A 20,469-nucleotide genomic window follows, 5' to 3' on the forward strand; every position below is an offset into this window, starting at 1 on the left:
GCGGCGGTGGACCCACTTGAACGCATCGCGGCGGCGCTGGAGCGACTGTCGCCTCCGCCGCCGGCACCCGCCGATCCGATCGCCCATGCCGCCTATGGCTGGCGCGACGGTGCGCTGCGGCCGATCGCGTCGGTGGCGCTGCCGCTCGACCGGCTGCTCGGCCTCGACCGGCAGCGCGACGCGCTGGTCGCGAACCTGGCACGGCTGGCGCAGGGACACGCGGCGCATGACGTGCTGCTCTGGGGCGCGCGCGGCAGCGGCAAGTCGGCGCTCGCCAAGGCGGCTGTGGCGGCGGTGCAGCGCGAGCATCCAGCACTGGCGTTGATCGTGGCGGGCGGGCTCGACGACCTGCCGGCGCTGTTCTCGGCATCCGCGAGGGTGCCACGACCGGCGGCGGTATTCGTCGACGATGTCGGCGTGGACGCGCCGGCCGACGCGCGTGCGTTGCGGTCGCTGCTGGAGGGTGGGGCGGAACCGCGCCCCGCCCATCTCAGGCTGCTCGTCACCAGCAATCGTCGTCATCTACAGCCGCGCGACATGGCGGAACAGGCGATCAATCCGCGGGATGCAGCGGACGACCAGCTCGCGCTTGCCGATCGATTCGGGCTGAGCCTCGGCTTCCATGCGCTCGATCAGGAGGGCTATCTGGCGATCGTCGCCAGCTATGCCGCCGAGCATGGCCTTGCGTGGACAGCGGCGCAGGCGTTGGAATGGGCGCAGCGACGCGGCAGCCGGTCCGGGCGCGTCGCCTGGCAATATGTCGTGGAGATCGCCGGGCGGGCGGGGCAGGCGCTCTAGGCGAGCGCCTCGACCTGCTCGGCGAGTTCGAGCCAGCGCAGTTCGGCCGTCTCCTTGTCCGCGCGCGCGCGATCGATCGCGGCCGTGAGCCTGGTGAAGGCGGCGGGATCGCGGACGTAGAGCGCGGGGTCGGCGAGCGCCGCTTCGTCGCGGGCGATGGCCTGATCGATAGCCTCGATACGCGCGGGCAGTTGATCGTAGTCGCGCTGGTCCTTGTAGGTCAGCTTTCTGGCTGAAGCGGGTATCGCCGCCGGTGCTGCCTTGGTCGTCGGCTTGCGCGGAGCGGCGAGCGAGCGGCTGCGCTGGCGCTCCCAATCTTCATAGCCGCCGGCGACCACATCGACCTTGCCCGACCCGTCGAGGCCGAGCGTGATCGTGACCGTGCGATCGAGAAAATCGCGGTCGTGGCTGACGATCAGCACGGTGCCTTCGTAATCGCCGATCACCTCCTGCAGCAGGTCGAGCGTCTCAAGGTCTAGGTCGTTGGTGGGTTCGTCCAGCACCAGCAGGTTCGACGGCCGCGCGAACTCGCGCGCGAGCAGCAGGCGCGAACGTTCGCCGCCCGACAGCGAACCAACCTTCGCCTCGGCCAGCGACGGGTCGAACAGGAACTCCTTGAGATAACCGTGGATGTGCTTGCGGACGCCCAGCACCTCGATCCAGTCGCCGCCATCCGCCAGCACGTCGCGGACACGCTTGTCTGGAGCCATCAGCTTGCGTTGCTGGTCGATGATGACGCCGTCCAGCGTCTTGGCGAGCTTGACCGTGCCGCTGTCGGGCGCGAGTTCGCCGGTCAGCAGCTTGAGCAGCGTGGTCTTGCCGGCACCGTTCGCGCCGACGATGCCGATCCGGTCGCCACGCGTGATGCGCAGTGTGAGGTCGCGGATGATGGGGCGGGTCTCGAATGATTTGGACACGTTTTTGGCATCGATCACCGTCTTGGTGCGCACGTCATCGGTGCCGATGGCGAGGTTTGCCGCCCCTTGCGGGCCGATCATCGACGCGCGTTGCGCCCGCATTTCCTTGAGCTTGGACAGTCGGCCCTGGTTGCGCCGCCGCCGGCCGGTCACGCCGCGCTGGAGCCAGTGTTCCTCCAGCTTGAGGCGCGCGTCCAGCCGCTCCGCCTGGCGCTGTTCGTCGGCATAGACCGTCTCCGTCCACGCCTCGAAGCCGCCATAGCCGACCTCCGCGCGCCGCAGCGCGCCGCGATCGAGCCATAGCGTCTGCCGCGTCAGGCGGGTGAGGAAGGTGCGGTCGTGGCTGATGACGACGAACGCGCCGGTGAAGCGCTGGAGCCAGCTTTCCAGCCACTCGATCGCGACGATGTCGAGGTGATTGGTCGGCTCATCGAGCAGCAGTACGTCGGGTTTCAGCGCCAGCGCGCGGACGATCGCGGCGCGACGACGTTCTCCTCCCGAGGCGGTGACGGCGTCGCGCAACAGGTCGATGCCGAGCTGATCCGCAATCGCGTCCGCCTCGTGCGCGGCCGGGGCATCATCGCCGGCGAGGACATAATCGGCAAGCGTCGCATGGCCGGCGAGGCTGGGTTCCTGTTCCAGCATCACCACCCGCGTGCCCGGTACGATCGTGCGCCGGCCTTCGTCGGCATCGACCTGATTTGCGATCAGGCGCAGCAGAGTCGACTTGCCCGCCCCGTTGCGGCCGATCAGCGCGAGGCGATCGCGCTGGCCGAGATGAAGGTCGAGGTGGCGGAACAGCCAGCCAGAGCCCTGGATGATGCCGAGGTCTTCATATGCTAATACAGGTGCCGCCATGGAGGGGCATGTAGGGGTCAGCGTTCGCGCCGTCATCAACCCTCTCCCGCTTTCTCGGGAGACGGACAGCCGCGAAGCGGCAGGGTGAGGGCGGGACGCGGTTCGAGGTACGTGCGCCCGGACCCGCGTCAGGCCCTAACCCTGCCGTCTGCGGCGGCTGTCGGCCACCTTTCAGCCCTATTCACAGGGGGTTCAAAGCGTCCTAGCTAGACAATTCTCATGTTGTTGCTTTGGTTGAGTCTCTGGGCCGCCCCCATTTCGATGCCCGCGTCGATGGACTTGCCGATGCCCGTGGCTCAGCGCGGCCCACCCCATCTCGGCCGTCCTCATCGCGGCGAGCAGTGGCTCGTGTTCGAGCAGCGGCGGGGCGGGCGCATCCTGCCGTTGCGCGAGATCGAGGCGCGTGTCGTGCCGTCGATGCGTGGCGCGGACTATCTCGGCTTCGACTTCGATGGGGTGAGCGCGGTTTACACGCTCAAGTTCCTGCGCAATGGCGCGGTGATCTGGGTCGAGGTGGATGGCCGTTCCGGGCAGATCCTCGGTCGAACGGATCGATAGGGGAAGCTTCTCATGCGCGTTCTGATCGTCGAGGACGAGCCGACACTCGGCACTCAGTTGAAGAACACGCTGGAGGCTGCGGGCTATGCGGTCGACCTCGCCACCGACGGCGAGGAAGGCCATTATCTCGGCGCCAACGAAAGCTATGATGCGGTGGTGCTCGATCTTGGCCTGCCGGAGGTCGACGGGCTGACGGTGCTGGATCGCTGGCGCAAGGAGGGGCGCGTCATGCCCGTGCTGGTGCTGACCGCGCGCGACAGCTGGTCCGACAAGGTGGCAGGACTGGACGCGGGTGCCGACGACTATGTCGCCAAGCCGTTCCAGACCGAGGAGCTGATCGCGCGGCTGCGCGCGCTGATCCGCCGCGCGTCGGGCAATGCCAGTTCGGAGCTGAACGCGGGCGACATCCGTCTCGACACACGATCGGGCAAGGTCACCCGCGCGGGTGAGGCGGTGAAACTGACTGCGCAGGAGTACAAGCTGCTTTCCTACCTGCTGCATCACAAGGGTAAGGTGGTGAGCCGGACGGAGTTGATCGAACACATCTACGATCAGGATTTCGATCGCGACTCGAACACGATCGAGGTGTTCGTGACGCGCATCCGCAAGAAGCTGGGGCAGGACGTGATCACCACCATCCGCGGGCTGGGATATAGTCTGGAAGACCCGGACGCGTGAGTTGATGGGGAAGGAAGACGGCCAATCGCGCGTGACTGAACGAGCCTCTTCCGCCACCCACACCGGCTCGCTGCAGCGGCGCATGATCCTCATCGCGGCGGCATGGATTACGCTGCTGCTGGCGGGTGGCGGGTTCGCGCTGGACCGGGTGCTGTCGGTCGCGGTCACGCGCAACTTCGACGATCAGCTGCAATATGTGCTGACGTCGCTTTTGACCTCCGCCGAGATCGGCCCGGTGGGCGAGGTGATCAACACCCGCGAGCCGGCGGATCAGCGGTTTCTGGAGCCGGGCTCGGGCCTGTACTGGCAAGTCAGCGCCAAGGGGCAGGAGCCGTACCGGTCGCGGTCGTTGTGGGACCGGGCGCTCGCCTATGGCACCGCGCATGCCGACCGTAACGTGCACTCCTATGACAGCGCCCAGTTTGCGCCGGAGAAGCTGCGCGTCGTCGAACGCGACGTGACGCTGCCCGGGTCGACGACGGTGTGGCGGTTCCAGGTGGCGGAGAACCGCGAGGCGCTGGACGCGCAGATCGCGGTGCTCCGGCGCACGGTGATCCGATCGTTCGCGCTGCTGGCGCTGGGACTGCTGGTGCTGGCCGCCTTGCAGACCGTCTACGGCCTGCGGCCGTTGCGCCGCGTGCGCGAGGAGATCGCATTGATGCGGGCCGGTCGGTCGAACCGCGTGTCGTCGGCGATGCCGGTCGAGGTCGCACCGATGGTGGATGAGCTGAACGCCCTGATCGAGCATAATGAACGGCAGGCGGAGGAGGCGCGGCGGCATGCCGGCAACCTGGCGCATGCGCTGAAGACGCCGCTGACAGTGATCATGAACGCGGCGACGGCAGGCGCGGACGATCTGGCGGAAACGGTGGTGCGCGAGGCGCGGACGATGCGGCGGCAGGTGGACCACCACCTCGCACGCGCGCGCGCCGTCGGGCGGCGCGGATCGGCGCACAGCCGCGCGGCGGTGTGGCCGAGCGTGGAGTCGGTCGAGCGCGCTGTGGCGCGCCTGTATCAGCATGTCCGCATCGACTCGGAGGGGCCGAAGGATCTGTGCGCGCATGTCGAACGGCAGGATCTGGACGAGATGCTGGGCAATCTGGTCGAGAACGCCGCAAAATATGGCGGGGGCAGCGTGTTCGTGACCGTGGCGGCGCAGGCCGGGTTCGTGGAGATCCTGGTCGAGGACGACGGCACGGGCATCCCCGAAGAGGAGCGCGTCCGCATCTTCGACCGTGGCGTCAGGCTGGACACGGGCAAGCCGGGGACAGGGCTGGGCCTAGCGATCGTGCGCGACGTGGCGGAGATCTACGAAGGTACGGTGGCGCTGGAGGAGAGCGAAGACCTGGGCGGGTTGCTGGTGCGGTTGCGGCTGCCGGCGGCGGGTTAGCCAAGCCCCTCTCCCGCAGCCGGGAGAGGTCTTACTTGCGCCGCCCCAACCGCCCGCGCCACAAGCCCTTGCCGCTGAGCGGCTCGAACATCTCGTCAGGGTTCTCGGGATCGAGCACTTCGTTGTCGGCCAGCCATTGCTGGATCGCCGGCAGGTCGGGCACCTCGTAAGGGCGCAAGGAGCGGCCCGGCCCACGCAGCTGCTCCACCGTGGCGATCAGCGAACCGGTCTCGGCCAGCAACTCAGCGACCCGTTCGGGCGTGGTGCCCAGATGTTCGGCAAGCAGGTCATTCCGGATCGCCTCGATGCGCGGCTCGACGGGCTGGTCCTGCAGCGCGGCGTCGATTACCACATCGCACTCGCTGTCGAGCCGCAGCGAACGGTTGTTCATGTTGGCGGAGCCGACGCGCAACGAGCAGTCGTCGACGATCGTGATCTTGGCATGGACATAGATCGGCTCGCCGCCGGCCGTGTAGGGATGATAGATGCGCAGCCGCCCGTGCGGGTCGCGACCGCGCAGCGCCTCCACCAGCCGCGCCCGAGCGGTGTCCATCGCGATCGGCTCCAGCCAGCCCTGCGCGGTCAGCGGGTTGACGATCACGAACTCGGGGCCGTCGGGTTCCTCCAGGCGCCGGGCGATCGCCTCGGCGATGCGGCGCGACGCGAAATACTGGCTTTCGCAATACATCCAGCGTCTGGCCGCCGCGATCTGCGCGAGGAACAGCTTCTCGATCTCCATGACCGGCTCGCGGTCGGGCATCGCCGGTTCGGTACGCGCGATGCCGATCCGTGCATTCTCGAAATCGATGCCAAGCCCCTCGGGCCAGCCGCTGCCCGGCACGTCCAGTGGTGGCAGCTCGCCGCCACCCGCCGCCGCCCATCGATGCCGCGCAAGTTCCGCGATCGCACGCGCGGCCTCGCCGGTGACGCCGGTAGTAGCATCATGCCACGGCTTGTAGGGCTTGCCGCCGGGCCCCTTGCGGCCGGGATCCTCGTCCGCGTGATTGCTGGTGTCCCACCGCTCGCCGGTCATGTCGATGCCGCCGCAAAAGGCGAGCCGGTCGTCGATCGAAACGATTTTTTGATGGTGCGACGATCCGGTCGGGTGGTGGCCGTCCAGCCGGACGGTGATACGCGGGTGCCGCATCCACTTCAGGATGGTGAACAGCGTGCGGCCGCGGAAGATCGACTTCACCGCTCCCATATCCCAGCGCAGAAGGTAGAGGTGGAGATCGGGATTGCGCTCGACCACCCAGTACAGGAACTCGCCGATCGGTTTCGGCCCCTCGCCCTCGTGGCTGAGCACGATGCGCGCGTCGAAGTCCCAGCCGACGAGCAGGATACGGCGCTCCGCCTTGAGGAAAGTGTCGCGCGCGATGGTGAAATACCGGTCGGCATCGACGATCACCGCCATTCGATCGGCCTGGACCACGCGCCAGACATTGTCTCCTTCGCTCAGCATCGGCGCGGCGTTGCGCAACTAGGCCTCCACACGCAACCCGCGATTTTTGCGGCATTGCAGAGCGGCGTGACTAAGTCGCTGGAAGTTCTACCAATCCGTCCGGCCGAACCTACCTATCCGGCATGACGTTTCCGCACATTCTCGCGCTGGGCGACAGCCTGACCGCCGGCTACGGGCTCGCGCCCCACGAATCCTTTCCGCGCCAGCTGGAGGTTCTGCTGCGCCGGCGCTACGCCTCGGCCAGTGTCGTCAACGCGGGCGTCTCCGGCGACACCAGCGCGGGAGGACGGGCGCGGCTGGCGCGCGTGCTGGCGGCGCTGACGGCGCGGCCCGAACTGGCGATCGTCGCGCTGGGCGCCAACGACCTGCTCCGCGGGATCGCACCCGAGCGGATGCGCGAAAATCTGGACGCGATCCTGACCGAACTGGCGCGCTGCGATATTCCGGTGCTGCTCGCGGGGATGTGGGCACCGCCATTTCTGGGTGCGTTCGCCGAGCGGTACAATGGCGTGTTTCCCGCGCTGGCAAAGGCGCATGGCGTGCCGCTGTATCCGTTCTTCCTGGCCGGGGTGGCGGGCGTGGCGGAGCTGACGCTGCGCGATCGAATACACCCCAACGCCCAGGCGATCGGCATCGTCGCGACGCGCATCCTGCCGCAGGTGGAGGCGGCGCTGGCGGGCGCGCAACGTAGGGCTGCTTGAAGCCAACGAAGATAGCTGTCCCCAGTCCGCCGCGCGGTCATCAGAGGAGGTGGCTAGCCCCCGGCGCGGCCGACTGGGCCTCAGCTTCCGCCGGGAGGAGAATGGTACGAAGCCTTCTTCCAACTTCAGGCAGCCAGCGCCGACCCTCGTACCGACTGCGCCGTCAGCGTCAGGCTGCGTTTCCGCGCCGCGTGATCGTAGATGCTGGTCGAGACCATCACCTCGTCGACGCCGGTGCGCTGCACGAAAGCGGCGATCCCGGCCGCCACGGTCTCTGGCGTGCCGACGGCGGAGCATTGCAGGACATGATCGAGGATCGCCGATCCTTGCGCCCCCAGCGACTCCCGATAGCCGACGACCGGCGGGGGTAGCTGGCGCGGGTTGCCGGTGCGCAGCGCGACGAACGACTGCGCCTGCGACGAGGCGAGCAGTTCCGCTTCCTCCTGCGTGTCGGCGGCGAAGACGTTGAAGCCGGCCATCGCATAGGGCTGCTGGAGCCGCTCCGAAGGGCGGAAGTCCCGGCGATAGATCGCCATCGCCTGATCGAGTGCGTCCGGTGCGAAGTGCGACGCAAAGGCGAACGGCAGGCCAAGCGCGGCGGCGAGTTGCGCGCCGAACAGGCTGGAGCCGAGGATCCACATCTCCGGCGACGCGCCTGCGCCCGGCGTTGCGGCAATGCCCGTTCGGCCGTCATCGGCGAAATAGCTCTGCAGCTCCATCACATCGCGCGGGAAGTCGTTGGCGTCGCTCGCCAAAGTGCGCCGCAGCGCCTGCGCGACGCGCTGATCGGAACCGGGGGCCCGCCCCAGTCCCAGATCGATGCGACCGGGGAATAGCGCGTCGAGCGTGCCGAACTGCTCGGCGATCACGAGCGGCGCGTGATTGGGCAGCATGATGCCGCCCGAGCCGATGCGGATAGTCTTGGTCGCCGCGCCGACATGCGCGAGCACGACGGCGGTCGCGGCGCTGGCGATGCCGCGCATCCCGTGATGCTCGGCCGCCCAGTAGCGCGCGAATCCCTCCGCTTCGGCATGCGCGGCTAGATCGGCGGCGTTGGCGAGCGCCTGCCTGACGGTGCCGCCTTCCACAACGGGGACGAGGTCTAGGAGCGAGAGGCGGGTCATCGAACCGATATGGGTGCTCAGAAGCCGAACGACCACCTCAGCGCCGCGCCGTAATCGTCGGCAAGGGCGGCGACGTTGCCGGGATCGCGTCGCCAGTAGAGGTTGGTGTGCATCGCGCCGCCCGCGAGCGCAAAGGCGTAGCGCGCCTCTAGGTCGAGCTCGCGGCCGGTCGGCGCAAGGTTGAGGCGCTGGGTGCTATAGGTGCCGACGCTGCGGGTGGCGTAATGCCAGGCGGTCGGCAGCGTCAGGTCGAGGCCGCCGCTGGCGACGCGCAATGGCTGAGCGATGCGCAGGCCGATGCTGTCGCCGCCGAACACGCCGGTCTTGCCGACATCGGCGGACCAGGCGTTCGTGTTGAGCTTGCCGCTGCCCGTCATGCCACGGACCCGCGCGTCGGTTCGACCCGCGCGATACTGCGCGCCGACGGTCCACCCGCCGCTGTCGAGTCGCGCGCCGGCGTCGGCGAACCAGCTGGTGCCGCCGGGACTGCCGAGCGCCGCGTCAAGCCGACTGCCGAGCAGCGTGTCGCGTTCGCCCAGCCGCGTGAGCGCGGCGGTGGCGATGACCGGCCCGAACTGCCGGTCGACCGCCAGGTTGACCCGGTCGTACGGTGTGCGCTGCCACTGGCGCGCGCCGGGCATCAGTCGTCCCCGTGGCGACAGCACCGCGCCCGCTTCGGCGGTAGCGGTGACGCCGAGCCGGCCGAGGCGATGCCGCACGGCCATCGACGATCCGGCGGCGGTGTCGAAGCCGGTCGCATCGCTCTGGGCGATCAGGAACGCAGGCTCCCGCGCGCCGCCGAGCTGCGCCGACATGCCGGCGGCGCTCTGCCGAATGCCGAAGGCGACGCTGGTCCTCGCATCGAGCCGCTGCGTGATCGAGCCGGCGATCGCCCGCGCGGCGTCGGCATCGCGGCCGGTGAGGCGGGTGGGTTCGAGCGTCAGGCCGGTGCGGGTGGGCTGGAGCGTTATCGCCACCGCGGTGCCGCCGACGGCGAAGCTGGTGTGACGGGTCACGCCGGTCAGCGCGTTGCCGAGCGGACGAGCCGGCGCGGCACGGCCGATCGACTGCGCGAGGTCGATCGCGAACGCGCGCTCGAACCCGTCGAGTATCACCGCGCCGACCCCCAACGAGCGCGCGTCACCAATTGGCGCGGAGGTCCAGCCGGTGCTGCCGCCGGTGGTCGACACGGTCGCGGTCGCACCCGCCACCGTCGATGTGCCGACTGGCTGGAAGGCGCGCGTCAGATCCAGGATACCTCGGCCATAGACCGGGTCGACGCCTGGCGCGCCCACGTCGCGCGCGGTGGAGAGCAGCAGGCTCACGATCTGCGCGCCCGTCAAGTTCGGGAACGCCTGCGCGAGCAGCGCCACCGCGCCCGAGATCTGTGGTGCCGCAAACGATGTCCCCGACCACAGTCGCGGCAGGTTGTCGGCGTTGGGCGCCCGGACGCGTTCGCCGACCGCCGCCAGATAGGTCGCGGCCCCGGTGCCGGCCTTGTCGCTGAAGCTCGACACGCCATCGCCTGTGCCGACCGAGCCGGCGACGATGATCGCGCCATTGGCGTTGGGGGTGTTGGCGACGTTGGTGAAGGGATCGGGGTTGTCGGTGCCGTCATTGCCGGCAGCGATCACGACGACGATCCCCGCCGCGGTCGCGCGGCCGATCGCCTGTTGCAGCGAGAACGGCATCTCCGACCCGCCCAGCGAGATGTTGATGACGCGCGCGCCTGCGGTGACGGCCGCGTCGACGCCCGCGCCGATCGCGTCGGTGCCAAAGCGGCAGCCGCCCTCGCCCTCGTCGGTCTCGGGCTCGGCGCAGCTGCCGGGGCGGTCGACGCGGTAGGCGATCACGGTCGCGCCGTAGGCGACGCCATGCGTCCCCGCGCCGTTGCGGCGGCCGGCGGCGGTAAAGGCGACGGCGGTGCCGTGGCCGTCGGCGTCATCGATGCTGGTGTTGCCGGCCAGGGCTTGCGAGGCGGACGACAGCCGGCCCTCAAACTCCGCGCTGGCGAGGTCGATGCCGCTGTCGATGACCGCGATGCCGGCCCCCGCACCGGTAGCATTGGCATTGTAGGCGGCGAGCGCATTCATGCTCACGGCGCCCACCGTGGCGCGGTATTCGGGTGTATCGACGGCACTGGTGGGGGTCGGCGTCGGGGTGGGGGTCGGAACGGGTGTCGGGGTGGGGGTGGGCGTCGGGGCCGGCGTGACCGCGATCGGGGGGGCGGGCGTGCTCTGGACGCCTCCACCGCTGCCGCCGCCGCACGCCCCCAAGACTGCTGTGCAGATCAACGCCGCACCCCGCAGCAACCACGCCCTTGCCGCCATGTCCGCCATCCTCTTGGGAAGTGGGCTAAATACTTGTGATCTTGCAGCTTTACATCAGCTTAACGCGTCGTCCGGGGGCGGGTTGCCGCGCCGCGAAGCTTTACCTACACGTTCGCGCGATGCCCCCGGCGCTCCGTCATGTCGATGCGTGGATCTTCGATCTGGACAACACGCTGTATCCGGCGCGGTGCAACCTGTTCGAGGCGGTCGACAAACGGATGACGACGTACATCGCGCGACTGCTCGGGCTGGACGACGCGGCGGCGCGGGCGTTGCAGAAGGGCTGGTTCCACGCGCACGGCACCACGCTGGCGGGACTGATGATCGAGCATGGCGTCGATCCGCACCACTTTCTGGCCGACGTCCACGACATCGAGATGGACGTGCTGGAGCATGACGCGCCGCTGGCCGCCGCGATCGCGCGGCTGCCGGGGCGCAAGCTGGTCTTCACCAATGGCGACCTGCCCTACGCCGGTCGCATCCTCGAGCGGCTGGGACTCGGCGAGAGCTTCGAGGCGGTGCACGACATCCACGCGATGGAGCTGCGTCCCAAGCCCGCCGCGTCCGCATATCGCGGCCTGTGCGACGCGCACGGCATCGATCCGGCCCGCGCGCTGTTCGTCGACGACATGGCGCGCAACCTGCCGCCCGCAAAGGCGATCGGGATGACGACGGTGTGGGTCGACAACGGGTCCGAGCAGGCTCCCGGAGACGCGCGCGCCGGCATCGACTATACCGTCGCGGCACTCGGACCCTGGCTGCACGAAATTTTGGAGGACGTATGAGCGACGATCTGGCGGCGACCATCGATGCGGGCTGGGAGGAGCGCGCGTCGCTCGGGCTGGATACGCGCGGGCCGGTGCGCGATGCGGTGGAGGCGGCGCTGGCGATGCTGGACGCGGGCACCGCGCGGGTGGCCGAGCCTGACCCCTCTGCTTCTGGGGGCGAGGGCTGGCGCGTCAACCAGTGGCTGAAGAAGGCGGTGCTGCTGAGCTTTCGGCTCAACGACAACGCGGTCATGCCCGGCGGCTATTGGGACAAGGTGCCGCTGAAGTTCGCGGGCTGGGACGAGGCGCAGTTCCGCGCCGCCGGGTTCCGCGCAGTGCCCGGCGCGGTGGTCAGGCGCGGTGCATTCGTCGGCAAGGGCGCGGTGCTGATGCCTAGCTTCGTCAACATCGGCGCGTATGTGGGCGAGGGGACGATGGTCGATACCTGGGCGACGGTCGGGTCGTGCGCGCAGATCGGCAAGGGCGTTCACATCAGCGGCGGCGCGGGGATCGGCGGCGTGCTGGAGCCGCTGCAGGCCGATCCCGTCATCATCGGCGACGGCGCGTTCATCGGCGCGCGCAGCGAAGTGGCCGAAGGCGTGCGCGTCGGCGAGGGCGCGGTGCTGTCGATGGGCGTCTATCTGGGCGCGTCGACCAAGATCATTGACCGTGCCACCGGCGAGGTCTTCCAGGGCGCGGTGCCGCCCTATGCGGTGGTGGTGCCGGGTTCGACCGGCGCGAACCCGGGGCTGTACTGCGCGGTGATCGTCAAGCGAGTCGACGCGCGGACCCGGAGCAAGACGAGCATCAACGAGCTGTTGCGGGATTGACGGGCGTTTGCGTGGATCGTGCCGCGCGGCCTCGGCACGGCGGCGGTCGGACGGATGGATCATCGCCGCCGGGCGCGACGGCAGGCAGGCACCGCCCAGTGCCCCGTCCGTGCGACGGTTCGCTGCCGCAGTCGCGACGCGACGGCGTGAGGAACCGGCGTTGAATGGCGGCGGTGGGGCGGCGGCGGTGACGCGGTGGTCGGCGTGGTCGGCGCCGATCGTCGGCGCGACCACCAGCAGCGGCTTTGGCGAGCGGACCATCGCATACGGATACCGCGTCGGACGGCCGCGGACGCACTGGCCAACGCCCCGTTGGGCAGGCCCAGGAACGTGATCGCGCTCGCGGCGACGCCGAGCGCCCGCATCGCGCGGCGGGTCTCTCGTTGTCGTTCACGCACCAGCCGCGCGCGGGGCCACCGAGGGCTGTTGCAATGGGACGCCGCGCCATCGGCCACGACCAGCACCCGCACTGTCGTGCCGCGCCCGCGCAGCAATCGAATGGGCGCCCAGGCGCCGATGCTCTCGTCGTCGGGACGCGGCGCGATCGTCAGAAGGCTACGCGGACTGCCCACGCGCAGTCTCACAGCAGGGGACGCAGGACGCCATCGGCGATAGCGGCACCCCACCTGCATGCGCTGGGCGTCGGGGCAGGGCTGGCGCAGGTACATCGACACATCGGCGATCTTCGCGGCGAGCGGATGGCCGACGAACAGCGCCTGTACCCCGACCGCCTCCGCGCCCAGCTCCAGCGCACGCCGGCGTGCCCGGCCGGCATTGGGTGGCGAGCCTACGACCTCGCCAATCCGCACCCGGTAGCGCGACCGGGCCCGGTAGGCGGCCGCGAGTGCCGCACTTTCGTCGGTGCATCCGTCGAGTAGCAGGCAAACGTGAGCCGTCGCGGTGGTCGCGTGGGCAAGCCCGTCCAGCGCCGCGAACAGCGACGGCAGGTTGCGCGCCTCGTCACGGACCGGGATGCAGATCGCAATGCTGGGCGAAGCGGCTTGCTTCATTGTCATGATGGTTGCCCACGATTACCTTGCCGTCCGACGCGGTGGGCGTGCGTTCAACCAGCCCGCTTCGCGCGATTGCGACACCGAAGTGCACGCGGCGCAATCTGTTGCCGGCACCTGTCGGGCGGGGACCGCAGGGGGCTGGCGATGGCGTGAACGCGGCGGATCGGGTATCGGGCGCCACCGCGTCGCCAGCCGTGACGGTTCCTCCTTCGATTGTCCGTTGCCACCTCTATGCCGACCGACCCACAGCCCGAACCCCGGCTCCAGTCCCGCGCCGCGCCGCCACGCCCCCGCATCCTGTTCGGCGACCATTCCACGCAAGGCCCGGCGATCGAACGGCTCGCCGATCACGCGCGCTTCGACATCACGGTGGCGGCGTTCGATGCGGTCAACTTCGCCGCCTACGATCTGGTCGTGCCGCTGCGCATCGACCAGATCGCGCTCGCTCGGGCGGCCAACACCGACAAGCGTCGCGCGGTGCTGCCCGAGGCGGAGCTGCTCGACATCTGCGACGACAAGCTGCTGTTCAACGAACACATGGTGGCGCTCGGCTTCGGCGACGCGATCCCGGCGGTGCTGCCCGAGCCGCCGAACCGCTACCCCTATGTCCGCAAGGCGCGGCGCGGCGATTTCGGCAAGGGCGTCGTCATCGTCCGCGCGCCGGGCGAGGACGAGCCGTCGCCCGACAGCTTCGCCCAGGTCGCGGTGGAGGGTGCGGACGAATATGTCCTGCACCTGCTGCGCGTCGACGCGCGGGTGCGCTACTCGCTGTGTTACCGCTACGACATGGGCATTGAGCTGAGCGTGCGCGGCGCGGTGGACCATTATCGGTCCATGGCGCCGGCCGAGCCCGGCGACGTGCTGCCGGCGTGCGCGGCGATGCTGGACGCGCTGGGGTTCGAGGGCACGTGCTGCTTCAATTACAAGCTGGTGGACGGGCGGGCGATGATCCTGGAGCTGAACCCGCGCTTCGGCGGGTCGCTGGTGGGCGACGTCAACGGCTATCTCGCCGCGCATTGCGCCGCGCTGGGGTCGTGAGCGCGCTTGCCCCGGCCCCCTCGCGCCCCTAACCGGACTCGCGACAAGAGGACGCCCTGATGCCGAACGAAAACCCGCTGGACCGCCTGCTGGTGCTGGAGATGGTGCGCGTGACGGAGGCGGCCGCGATCGCCGCGTCGACGCTGACCGGGCGCGGCGACGAGAAGGCGGCGGACGCGGCGGCGGTGGAGGCAATGCGCGAGGCGCTGAACAGCCTGGCGATGGACGGCACCGTGGTGATCGGCGAAGGCGAGCGCGACGAGGCGCCGATGCTGTTCATCGGCGAAAAGGTCGGCAGCGCGCAGGGCACGGGGCCCAAGATCGACATCGCGCTCGATCCGCTGGAGGGCACCACGATCTGCGCCAAGGCGGGGCCGAACAGCCTCGCGGTGCTGGCCATCTCCGAAGCCGGCGGGCTGCTCAACGCGCCCGACGTGTACATGGACAAGCTGGCGGTCGGACCGGGCTATCCCGACGGCGTGATCGACCTCGATCGCTCGCCGGCCGAGAACGTGCGCGCAGTGGCGGCGGCGAAGGGCGTGTCGCCGGCCGAGATCATCACCTGTGTGCTCGACCGGCCGCGCCACGAGGCGCTGATCGCCGAACTGCGCGCGCTGGGCTGCGGCATCATGCTGATCCCCGATGGCGACGTCGCCGGCGTGATCGCGACCACCAACCCGGACACGACGGTGGACCTGTACATGGGTTCGGGCGGCGCGCCGGAGGGCGTGCTGGCGGCCGCCGCGCTGCGCTGTGTCGGCGGGCAGTTCAAGGGCCGGCTGCTGTTCCGCAACGACGACGAGCGCGCGCGCGCGGCGAAGTGGGGCGTGACCGACCTCGACCGGCAATACGACCTGACCGACCTGGCCAAGGGCGACTGCATCTTCGCCGCGACGGGGGTGACGGACGGCTCGCTGCTCGCGGGCGTCAAGCGCAAGGGCAAGATCATGACCACCGAGAGCGTGGTGATGCGCGCGTCGTCGGGTACGGTGCGCTGGGTGAAGGGCGAACACCGGATTGGCTGAACGGCTCGCCGTGGCGGGCCTGCTCGCCGCGCAGCTCGCCGCCCTGTGCTGGTTCCTGAAGGGCGACCTGGCTTCGTGGCGCGTGTTCCAGGCGCTGCGCGAGACGGGGTCGCGGCAGCGGCGGTATTGGCGGTGGACGGTGAAGCCGTGGTTGGCCTTCGCGCTGCCGTCGCTGGCGGGGCTGCTGCTGATCGGGCGCGGCGAGGCGTTGACGACGATGCCGGCGGAATTCGGGTCGGTGGCGCGCCTGTTACCGCGACTGGAGGGCCAGGCGCTCGACACGATGCTGGCGAGCGCGGGTCTGGGCATGCTGATCGGCACGGTGCTGATCGTGGTGGCGAGCCGGCTGCGGCGGTCGCGCAAGCCGATCGGCACGCTGGGCGACATCGGCGCATTGCTGCCGCGCAACCGCGCGGAGCTGGTGCCGGCAGCCCTGCTGTGCGTCACCGCCGGCGTGACGGAGGAGCTGACCTTTCGGCTGTGGCTGCCGCTGCTGCTGGTGCTGTTGACGGGCAGCGCGGCCTTCGCGTTCGGCGCGGCGGCGCTCCTGTTCGGGCTGCTGCACCTGTATCAGGGCTGGCCCGGCGTGGTGGGCACCACGGCACTGGGGGCGGTGCTGAGTGCGGTGTACCTGATGACGGGGCTGTTATGGCTGGCGGTCGTTCTGCACATCGCCATCGACCTGAACGGCCTGGTGCTGCGGCCGTTGCTGCTGGGGGCGTGGCGAAGCTGAAGAACCGAGCCACGCCGCGGCAAAGCCGCGTCATCGGATGGATGCTTCGCCCCGCCGGCCGGGCTCGCCGCCGAGCCGCGGAATAGCCGCGCTATTCCGCTGCGGCTACGCCTTCAGCCGCCAGCCCGTCTTGAAGATCCACCAGATCACGCCCAGGCAAGCCAGCAGAAACGCGAAAGTCACCAGAAGGCTGACGCCGATCGCGACATCGCCCTCGCCGAAGAAGCTCCAGCGGAAGCCGCTGACGAGGTAGACGACCGGGTTGAACAGGCTGACCGTGCGCCACGGCTCGGGGAGCATGGCGATCGGGTAGAAGCTGCCGCCCAGGAACGTCAGCGGCGTGATGAGCAGCGCAGGCACGAAGTTGAGCTGCTCGAATCCCTTCGCCCAGACGCCGATGATGAAGCCGAACAGGCTGAACGCGACGGCCGTCAGCAGCAGGAAGCTGAGCATCGCCAGCGGGTGCTCGATGCGCAGCGGCACGAACAGCGCCGCCGTGGCGAGGATGATGAGGCCCAGCACCACGGATTTGGTCGCCGCCGCGCCGACATAGCCGAGCACCAGCTCGAAGGCGGACACGGGCGCGGACAGGATCTCGTAGATCGTGCCGGTGAACTTGGGAAAGTAGATGCCGATGGATGCATTGCCGATGCTCTGCGTCAGCAGCGAGAGCATGATGAGGCCGGGTACGATGAACGCGCCGTAGCTGACGCCGTCGACCGCCTGCATACGACTGCCGATCGCGCCGCCGAAGACGATGAAGTACAGTGACGTGGTGAGCACGGGCGTGACGAGCGACTGCCACAGCGTGCGCAGCGCGCGCGCCATCTCGAAGCGGTATATGGCCCAGACGGAATGCGGGTTCATGCGCGCACCCCGTCACGCAGCGATTCGTCATGCTGAATTTGTTTCAGCATCCATTCGCGACCCTCGACGGCACGCCCGCCGCTGCCGTCTCGCATGGACCCTGAAACGAGTTCAGGGTGACGAAGAGGGCCAGTCACCGTTTCTCCCCCACCAGGTCGACGAAGATGTCCTCCAGGCTCGACTTGCGCGTTTCCAGGTCCTTGAACGCGATGCCCTGTTCGCGAAGATCGGTAAGGAGCGACGGGATGCCGGTGCGTTCGGCGGTGGCGTCGAACCGATAGCGCAGCGTGCGGCCCTCGTCCTCCAGCTCCAGATCGCGGTCGGCGAGCACGGGTGGAAGCGCGGCAAGCGGCTCGACCAGCGCCACCGCCAGCTCGCGCTTGCCCAGCTTGCGCATCAGCGCGACCTTGTCGTCGACCAGTAGCAGCCGGCCCTTGTCGATCACGCCGACGCGGTCGGCCATCTCCTCCGCCTCCTCGATGTAATGCGTGGTGAGGATGATGGTGGTCCCCTTGCTCCGCAGGCGGTGGACCAGCTTCCACATGTCGCGGCGCAGCGCCACGTCGACGCCGGCGGTGGGTTCGTCGAGGAACAGCAGCCGTGGCTCATGTGCGAGCGCCTTGGCGATCAGCACGCGGCGCTTCATCCCGCCCGACAGCTCCATGATCTTGGCATCACGCTTGTCCCACAGCGACAGGTCGCGCAGCACCTCCTCGACGTGATCGTCCTTGGCGGAGTGGCCGAACAGGCGGCGGCTGAACTTCACGGTGGCCTGCACCGTCTCGAACATGTCGACCGACAGCTCCTGCGGGACGAGGCCGATGGTGCGGCGGGCATGCTTGTAGTCGCGCAGCGCGTCGTGGCCGGCGACGGTGATCGTGCCCGCGCTCGGACGGACGATGCCGCAGATGATCGAGATCAGCGTCGTCTTGCCAGCACCATTGGGGCCGAGCAACGCAAAGATCTCGCCGGTGTCGATGGACAGGTCGATCGGGTGCAGCGCGGTGACGCCGCCGGCATAGGTTTTGGTGACGCCGGCGACGGAGAGGATCGGGGAGGGCACGGGTGCGCCGTAGCGGGACGGGGAAGGGCTGTCGAATGCGGACGGAGCGTCGTTGTGCGGGTTCATGCGGAGCTAGCATCGGTTCCTCCCCAGCTTCCGCCGGGGAGGAGCTTTGGCCACGTCGTTCCTTATTTTGCCCGTGCCGCCTTTACCGCCGCTTCCAGCGCGTCGAGCGGTTGAGCACCGGAGAGGACGCGGTTGCCGACCACCCAGCTGGGGGTGCCGCTGAGGCTGAGCGTGCCCGCGACCTCCAGGTTGCGACGGATCTCCGCGTCGGCATCGGCCGGAACGCGCGCGGGGTCGATCCCGGCGGCGGCGGCGGCGCTCGCGATCGTTGCCGGGCTGACCGGGCCGGCGGCGAACAGCGCGGTGTTGAAACGGCGATACTGGTTCGGCCCGGCGGCGGCGGCGGCGAGGCTGACCCCGGCGGCGGCGCGGCTCGTCTCGGACAGGATGGGCAGCTCGCGGAATACCACGCGCACCTGCGGGTCGCGGTCGATCAGCTGCTGGATGACCGGCAGGCTCGACCGGCAATAGCCGCAATTATAGTCGAAATACTCGACCACGGTGACGTCGCCCTTCGGGTTGCCGGCCCAGGCGCCGCGATAGGGGCGCACGATCGCGTCGCGGATGGGGGCGACCTGTTTGCCGGTCTCGCGATCCTGCAGCTTCGCCATCGCCTCGGGGATCACTTCGGGATTGGCGAGCAGATAGGCGCGCACTTCGGTGCCGATATCGCCGCTTGGCTGCCCGCGATCGGCGGCCCACATCGCGCCCGCGCCGAGCAGCGCGCCGGCGGCCGCCACCAGCGGCAGGGTCGCCTTGCCTACCGACATAGCTTCTTGTTCTGACTCTTGTTCTTGTCGTCGCACAGCTCGTTGCGCGCGGTCATCGCGATGTCCTGCGCGCGCAGCCAGTCGGGCGTATTGGCGGGCAGATTGGCGAGCGCATAACGCGCGCTGCTCCGCGCGGTGCGGTGGTCGCCGGTGATATGCGCGCGTTCCGCAGTGGCGAGCGCCGCGCGCGCGGTGTCGCCGGTGCGCTCGTACACGGTGCCCAGTTGCAGCCAGCCGAACGGATTGTTGTCGTCGCGCGCGACCGCGATGCGCAGAACCCGGGTCGCTTCGGGATACAGACCCTTGTCCTCGGTCGCGATCAGCGCATGGCCATAAGTCGTCGCGATCAGCGGGTTGTATCGCGAGCCTTCGGTGGCGGACTTGAGGGGCGCAAGCGCCTGGAGCGGCTTGCCCGCCTCCAGCAGGACCTGGCCCTGCACCTCCAGGAAATAGGGATCGTCGGGCTTGGCGCGGATCAGCGCCGCCGCCTCGGCGTCGGCTTTGTCGGGGTAGCCGCTTTTGTGATAGGCATAGGCGCGCGCATAATGGGCGTAGATCGAGCGATCGGTCTCCGGAAACGCCTGCAGCGTGCGTGCGGCCGGTTGCGAATAGCCCTGCAGCTTGGCCTTGATGCGCCGGAACCGCTCCTCGTTGGCCGCGTCGGGACGGGTCGCGAACGCGGGCGACGCCTGAACGTCGGCGGTCAGCGTCGCGATGCGCTGACCCGACAAGGGATGCGTCTGCATGTACGGGTCGATGTTGGCGCTGCCGTAACGGTATTCCGTCTGCTGCTGCAGCTTCTTGTAGAAGGATAGCAGCCCGCGGCCCGTGACGCCGGCGCTGGTGAGGTATTTCAGCCCGGCGGCATCCGTGGTCGCTTCCTGCACGCGCGAAAAGGCGAGATACTTGCCGAGCGCCGCCTGTTGTCCGGCGGCGAGAATACCCGCGCCGGCCTCGCCACCGCCCGCCGCCATCGCCGCGATGCCCAGCACCATCGACAGCAGCGAGATGCCCATCGCCTGCTGCCCGCCCGCGTTGAACACCGCATGACCGTTCGCGATATGGCCGAGTTCGTGCGCGAGCACGCCCTGCACCTCGTTCGCGTTGTCGGCGGCCTGGATCAGGCCCGAGAAGATGTAGATCACCTGACCGCCGGCGACGAAGGCGTTGATCTGATCGTCCTGGATCAGCACGACCTTGATGTCGCGCTCGCCCAGACCGGCAGCCTTGGCGAGCGGGGCCATCATGGCGGCAAACCACGCCTCGGTTTCCGCATCGCGCAGCACGGACTGCGCCGCAGCGGGCTGTGCCCAGGCAAGTGCCACGGTGGCGAGGGCGGCGACGAGACGCTTCATGAGGGGGACCGTTCGCACATTTCGGGGGCAGGGGACAGGTGTGCGGCCGGGGGTGAATGGGGGGTGAAGGAGAGCGAGACGCCCGGTGGGCCCCCGAGGCGCAATGCGAATATCCCCTCCCCGGCG

At 69.2% G+C, this 20,469-nt stretch carries 19 protein-coding genes; 10 read left to right on the top strand and 9 right to left on the bottom strand.

Translation table 11 applies throughout. The features are described 5' to 3' along the window. The first annotated feature begins 6 nt into the window (after positions 1 to 6). Positions 7 to 798, top strand: coding sequence for a DUF815 domain-containing protein (locus tag JWN21_RS01160; RefSeq protein ID WP_299645561.1), 792 nt, complete (start codon positions 7 to 9; stop codon positions 796 to 798). Here the strand turns inward: JWN21_RS01160 and JWN21_RS01165 are convergent. Continuing rightward, positions 795 to 2,573 carry an ABC-F family ATP-binding cassette domain-containing protein gene (locus JWN21_RS01165; RefSeq protein WP_299645562.1) on the bottom strand — a complete coding sequence of 593 codons (1,779 nt, stop codon included), beginning with the start codon at positions 2,571 to 2,573 and terminating at the stop codon, positions 795 to 797. The genes JWN21_RS01160 and JWN21_RS01165 overlap by 4 nt on opposite strands. Before the next feature lie 348 nt (positions 2,574 to 2,921). On the opposite strand from JWN21_RS01165, the gene JWN21_RS01170 reads away from it, so the two are divergent. From JWN21_RS01170 to JWN21_RS01180, 3 genes are read left to right on the top strand one after another with little or no spacing between them, the layout of a single operon-like run. Next, complete coding sequence (locus JWN21_RS01170) at positions 2,922 to 3,131, top strand: hypothetical protein (RefSeq protein ID WP_299645594.1); 210 nt, start codon at positions 2,922 to 2,924, stop codon at positions 3,129 to 3,131. A gap of 12 nt (positions 3,132 to 3,143) precedes the next feature. Next, positions 3,144 to 3,809 carry a response regulator transcription factor gene (locus JWN21_RS01175; RefSeq protein ID WP_299645563.1) on the top strand — a complete coding sequence of 222 codons (666 nt, stop codon included), beginning with the start codon at positions 3,144 to 3,146 and terminating at the stop codon, positions 3,807 to 3,809. A gap of 4 nt (positions 3,810 to 3,813) precedes the next feature. Next, a complete protein-coding gene (locus JWN21_RS01180) occupies positions 3,814 to 5,199 on the top strand; it encodes a HAMP domain-containing sensor histidine kinase (protein ID WP_299645564.1) in 1,386 nt (461 codons plus the stop codon). 31 nt (positions 5,200 to 5,230) lie between these two features. Here JWN21_RS01180 and JWN21_RS01185 read toward each other — a convergent pair whose 3' ends face one another. Continuing rightward, positions 5,231 to 6,661, bottom strand: a complete 1,431-nt coding sequence (locus JWN21_RS01185) for a phospholipase D-like domain-containing protein (RefSeq protein ID WP_299645565.1) — start codon at positions 6,659 to 6,661, stop codon at positions 5,231 to 5,233. Between the two features lie 122 nt (positions 6,662 to 6,783). On the opposite strand from JWN21_RS01185, the gene JWN21_RS01190 reads away from it, so the two are divergent. Continuing rightward, complete coding sequence (locus tag JWN21_RS01190) at positions 6,784 to 7,362, top strand: arylesterase (protein WP_299645566.1); 579 nt, start codon at positions 6,784 to 6,786, stop codon at positions 7,360 to 7,362. A gap of 125 nt (positions 7,363 to 7,487) precedes the next feature. On the opposite strand, the gene JWN21_RS01195 is transcribed toward JWN21_RS01190, so the two are convergent. Beyond that, a complete protein-coding gene (locus JWN21_RS01195) occupies positions 7,488 to 8,486 on the bottom strand; it encodes an LLM class flavin-dependent oxidoreductase (protein WP_299645567.1) in 999 nt (332 codons plus the stop codon). 17 nt (positions 8,487 to 8,503) lie between these two features. Continuing rightward, positions 8,504 to 10,579: a S8 family peptidase gene (locus tag JWN21_RS01200; RefSeq protein WP_299645595.1), complete on the bottom strand. Its 2,076-nt coding sequence runs from the start codon at positions 10,577 to 10,579 to the stop codon at positions 8,504 to 8,506. 356 nt (positions 10,580 to 10,935) lie between these two features. Between JWN21_RS01200 and JWN21_RS01205 the strand changes: the two genes are divergently transcribed. Beyond that, complete coding sequence (locus JWN21_RS01205; protein ID WP_299645568.1) at positions 10,936 to 11,601, top strand: pyrimidine 5'-nucleotidase; 666 nt, start codon at positions 10,936 to 10,938, stop codon at positions 11,599 to 11,601. Then, positions 11,598 to 12,413 (top strand): 2,3,4,5-tetrahydropyridine-2,6-dicarboxylate N-succinyltransferase, encoded by an 816-nt coding sequence (dapD, locus tag JWN21_RS01210; protein WP_299645569.1) that lies wholly within the window; start codon positions 11,598 to 11,600, stop codon positions 12,411 to 12,413. Before JWN21_RS01205 ends, dapD begins: the two co-directional genes overlap by 4 nt. Before the next feature lie 59 nt (positions 12,414 to 12,472). Here dapD and JWN21_RS01215 read toward each other — a convergent pair whose 3' ends face one another. Next, the gene (locus tag JWN21_RS01215; protein WP_299645571.1) at positions 12,473 to 13,429 is read right to left on the bottom strand and encodes a PIG-L family deacetylase; all 957 of its coding nucleotides are present in this window, start codon (positions 13,427 to 13,429) and stop codon (positions 12,473 to 12,475) included. A gap of 228 nt (positions 13,430 to 13,657) precedes the next feature. Between JWN21_RS01215 and JWN21_RS01220 the strand changes: the two genes are divergently transcribed. The 3 genes from JWN21_RS01220 to JWN21_RS01230 are packed head-to-tail and all read left to right on the top strand — an operon-like array spanning position 13,658 to position 16,222. Next, positions 13,658 to 14,464, top strand: a complete 807-nt coding sequence (locus JWN21_RS01220; protein ID WP_299645572.1) for a hypothetical protein — start codon at positions 13,658 to 13,660, stop codon at positions 14,462 to 14,464. Between the two features lie 59 nt (positions 14,465 to 14,523). Beyond that, entirely contained in the window at positions 14,524 to 15,489 is a 966-nt protein-coding gene (gene glpX / locus JWN21_RS01225; protein WP_299645573.1) for a class II fructose-bisphosphatase, read from the top strand. Next, positions 15,482 to 16,222, top strand: coding sequence for a CPBP family intramembrane glutamic endopeptidase (locus tag JWN21_RS01230; protein WP_299645574.1), 741 nt, complete (start codon positions 15,482 to 15,484; stop codon positions 16,220 to 16,222). The genes glpX and JWN21_RS01230 overlap by 8 nt, the downstream gene beginning before the upstream one ends. 105 nt (positions 16,223 to 16,327) lie before the next feature. Here JWN21_RS01230 and JWN21_RS01235 read toward each other — a convergent pair whose 3' ends face one another. The 4 genes from JWN21_RS01235 to JWN21_RS01250 form a co-directional block, all read right to left on the bottom strand. Beyond that, positions 16,328 to 17,089, bottom strand: coding sequence for an ABC transporter permease (locus JWN21_RS01235; protein WP_299645575.1), 762 nt, complete (start codon positions 17,087 to 17,089; stop codon positions 16,328 to 16,330). 133 nt (positions 17,090 to 17,222) lie between these two features. Next, entirely contained in the window at positions 17,223 to 18,152 is a 930-nt protein-coding gene (locus tag JWN21_RS01240; protein WP_299645576.1) for an ABC transporter ATP-binding protein, read from the bottom strand. A 128-nt stretch (positions 18,153 to 18,280) separates the two neighbouring features. Beyond that, complete coding sequence (locus tag JWN21_RS01245; protein ID WP_299645577.1) at positions 18,281 to 18,988, bottom strand: DsbA family protein; 708 nt, start codon at positions 18,986 to 18,988, stop codon at positions 18,281 to 18,283. Beyond that, positions 18,979 to 20,343 carry a M48 family metalloprotease gene (locus tag JWN21_RS01250; protein WP_299645578.1) on the bottom strand — a complete coding sequence of 455 codons (1,365 nt, stop codon included), beginning with the start codon at positions 20,341 to 20,343 and terminating at the stop codon, positions 18,979 to 18,981. The genes JWN21_RS01245 and JWN21_RS01250 overlap by 10 nt, the downstream gene beginning before the upstream one ends. Between the last annotated feature and the right edge of the window lie 126 nt (positions 20,344 to 20,469).

The organism is Sphingomonas bacterium (genome assembly GCF_028292945.1).
Classification (GTDB): domain Bacteria; phylum Pseudomonadota; class Alphaproteobacteria; order Sphingomonadales; family Sphingomonadaceae; genus Sphingomonas.

What these genes read in the sequence shown, in the direction of transcription:
- JWN21_RS01180 (WP_299645564.1), top strand. Translation starts at nt 3,814, where the DNA reads ATGGGGAAGGAAGACGGCCAATCGCGCGTGACTGAACGAGCCTCTTCC.
- JWN21_RS01175 (WP_299645563.1), top strand. Translation starts at nt 3,144, where the DNA reads ATGCGCGTTCTGATCGTCGAGGACGAGCCGACACTCGGCACTCAGTTG.
- JWN21_RS01195 (WP_299645567.1), bottom strand. Translation starts at nt 8,486, where the DNA reads ATGACCCGCCTCTCGCTCCTAGACCTCGTCCCCGTTGTGGAAGGCGGC.
- dapD (WP_299645569.1), top strand. Translation starts at nt 11,598, where the DNA reads ATGAGCGACGATCTGGCGGCGACCATCGATGCGGGCTGGGAGGAGCGC.
- JWN21_RS01220 (WP_299645572.1), top strand. Translation starts at nt 13,658, where the DNA reads ATGCCGACCGACCCACAGCCCGAACCCCGGCTCCAGTCCCGCGCCGCG.
- JWN21_RS01200 (WP_299645595.1), bottom strand. Translation starts at nt 10,579, where the DNA reads ATGAATGCGCTCGCCGCCTACAATGCCAATGCTACCGGTGCGGGGGCC.
- JWN21_RS01165 (WP_299645562.1), bottom strand. Translation starts at nt 2,573, where the DNA reads ATGGCGGCACCTGTATTAGCATATGAAGACCTCGGCATCATCCAGGGC.
- glpX (WP_299645573.1), top strand. Translation starts at nt 14,524, where the DNA reads ATGCCGAACGAAAACCCGCTGGACCGCCTGCTGGTGCTGGAGATGGTG.
- JWN21_RS01190 (WP_299645566.1), top strand. Translation starts at nt 6,784, where the DNA reads ATGACGTTTCCGCACATTCTCGCGCTGGGCGACAGCCTGACCGCCGGC.
- JWN21_RS01185 (WP_299645565.1), bottom strand. Translation starts at nt 6,661, where the DNA reads ATGCTGAGCGAAGGAGACAATGTCTGGCGCGTGGTCCAGGCCGATCGA.
- JWN21_RS01245 (WP_299645577.1), bottom strand. Translation starts at nt 18,988, where the DNA reads ATGTCGGTAGGCAAGGCGACCCTGCCGCTGGTGGCGGCCGCCGGCGCG.
- JWN21_RS01205 (WP_299645568.1), top strand. Translation starts at nt 10,936, where the DNA reads ATGCCCCCGGCGCTCCGTCATGTCGATGCGTGGATCTTCGATCTGGAC.
- JWN21_RS01215 (WP_299645571.1), bottom strand. Translation starts at nt 13,429, where the DNA reads ATGACAATGAAGCAAGCCGCTTCGCCCAGCATTGCGATCTGCATCCCG.
- JWN21_RS01250 (WP_299645578.1), bottom strand. Translation starts at nt 20,343, where the DNA reads ATGAAGCGTCTCGTCGCCGCCCTCGCCACCGTGGCACTTGCCTGGGCA.
- JWN21_RS01235 (WP_299645575.1), bottom strand. Translation starts at nt 17,089, where the DNA reads ATGAACCCGCATTCCGTCTGGGCCATATACCGCTTCGAGATGGCGCGC.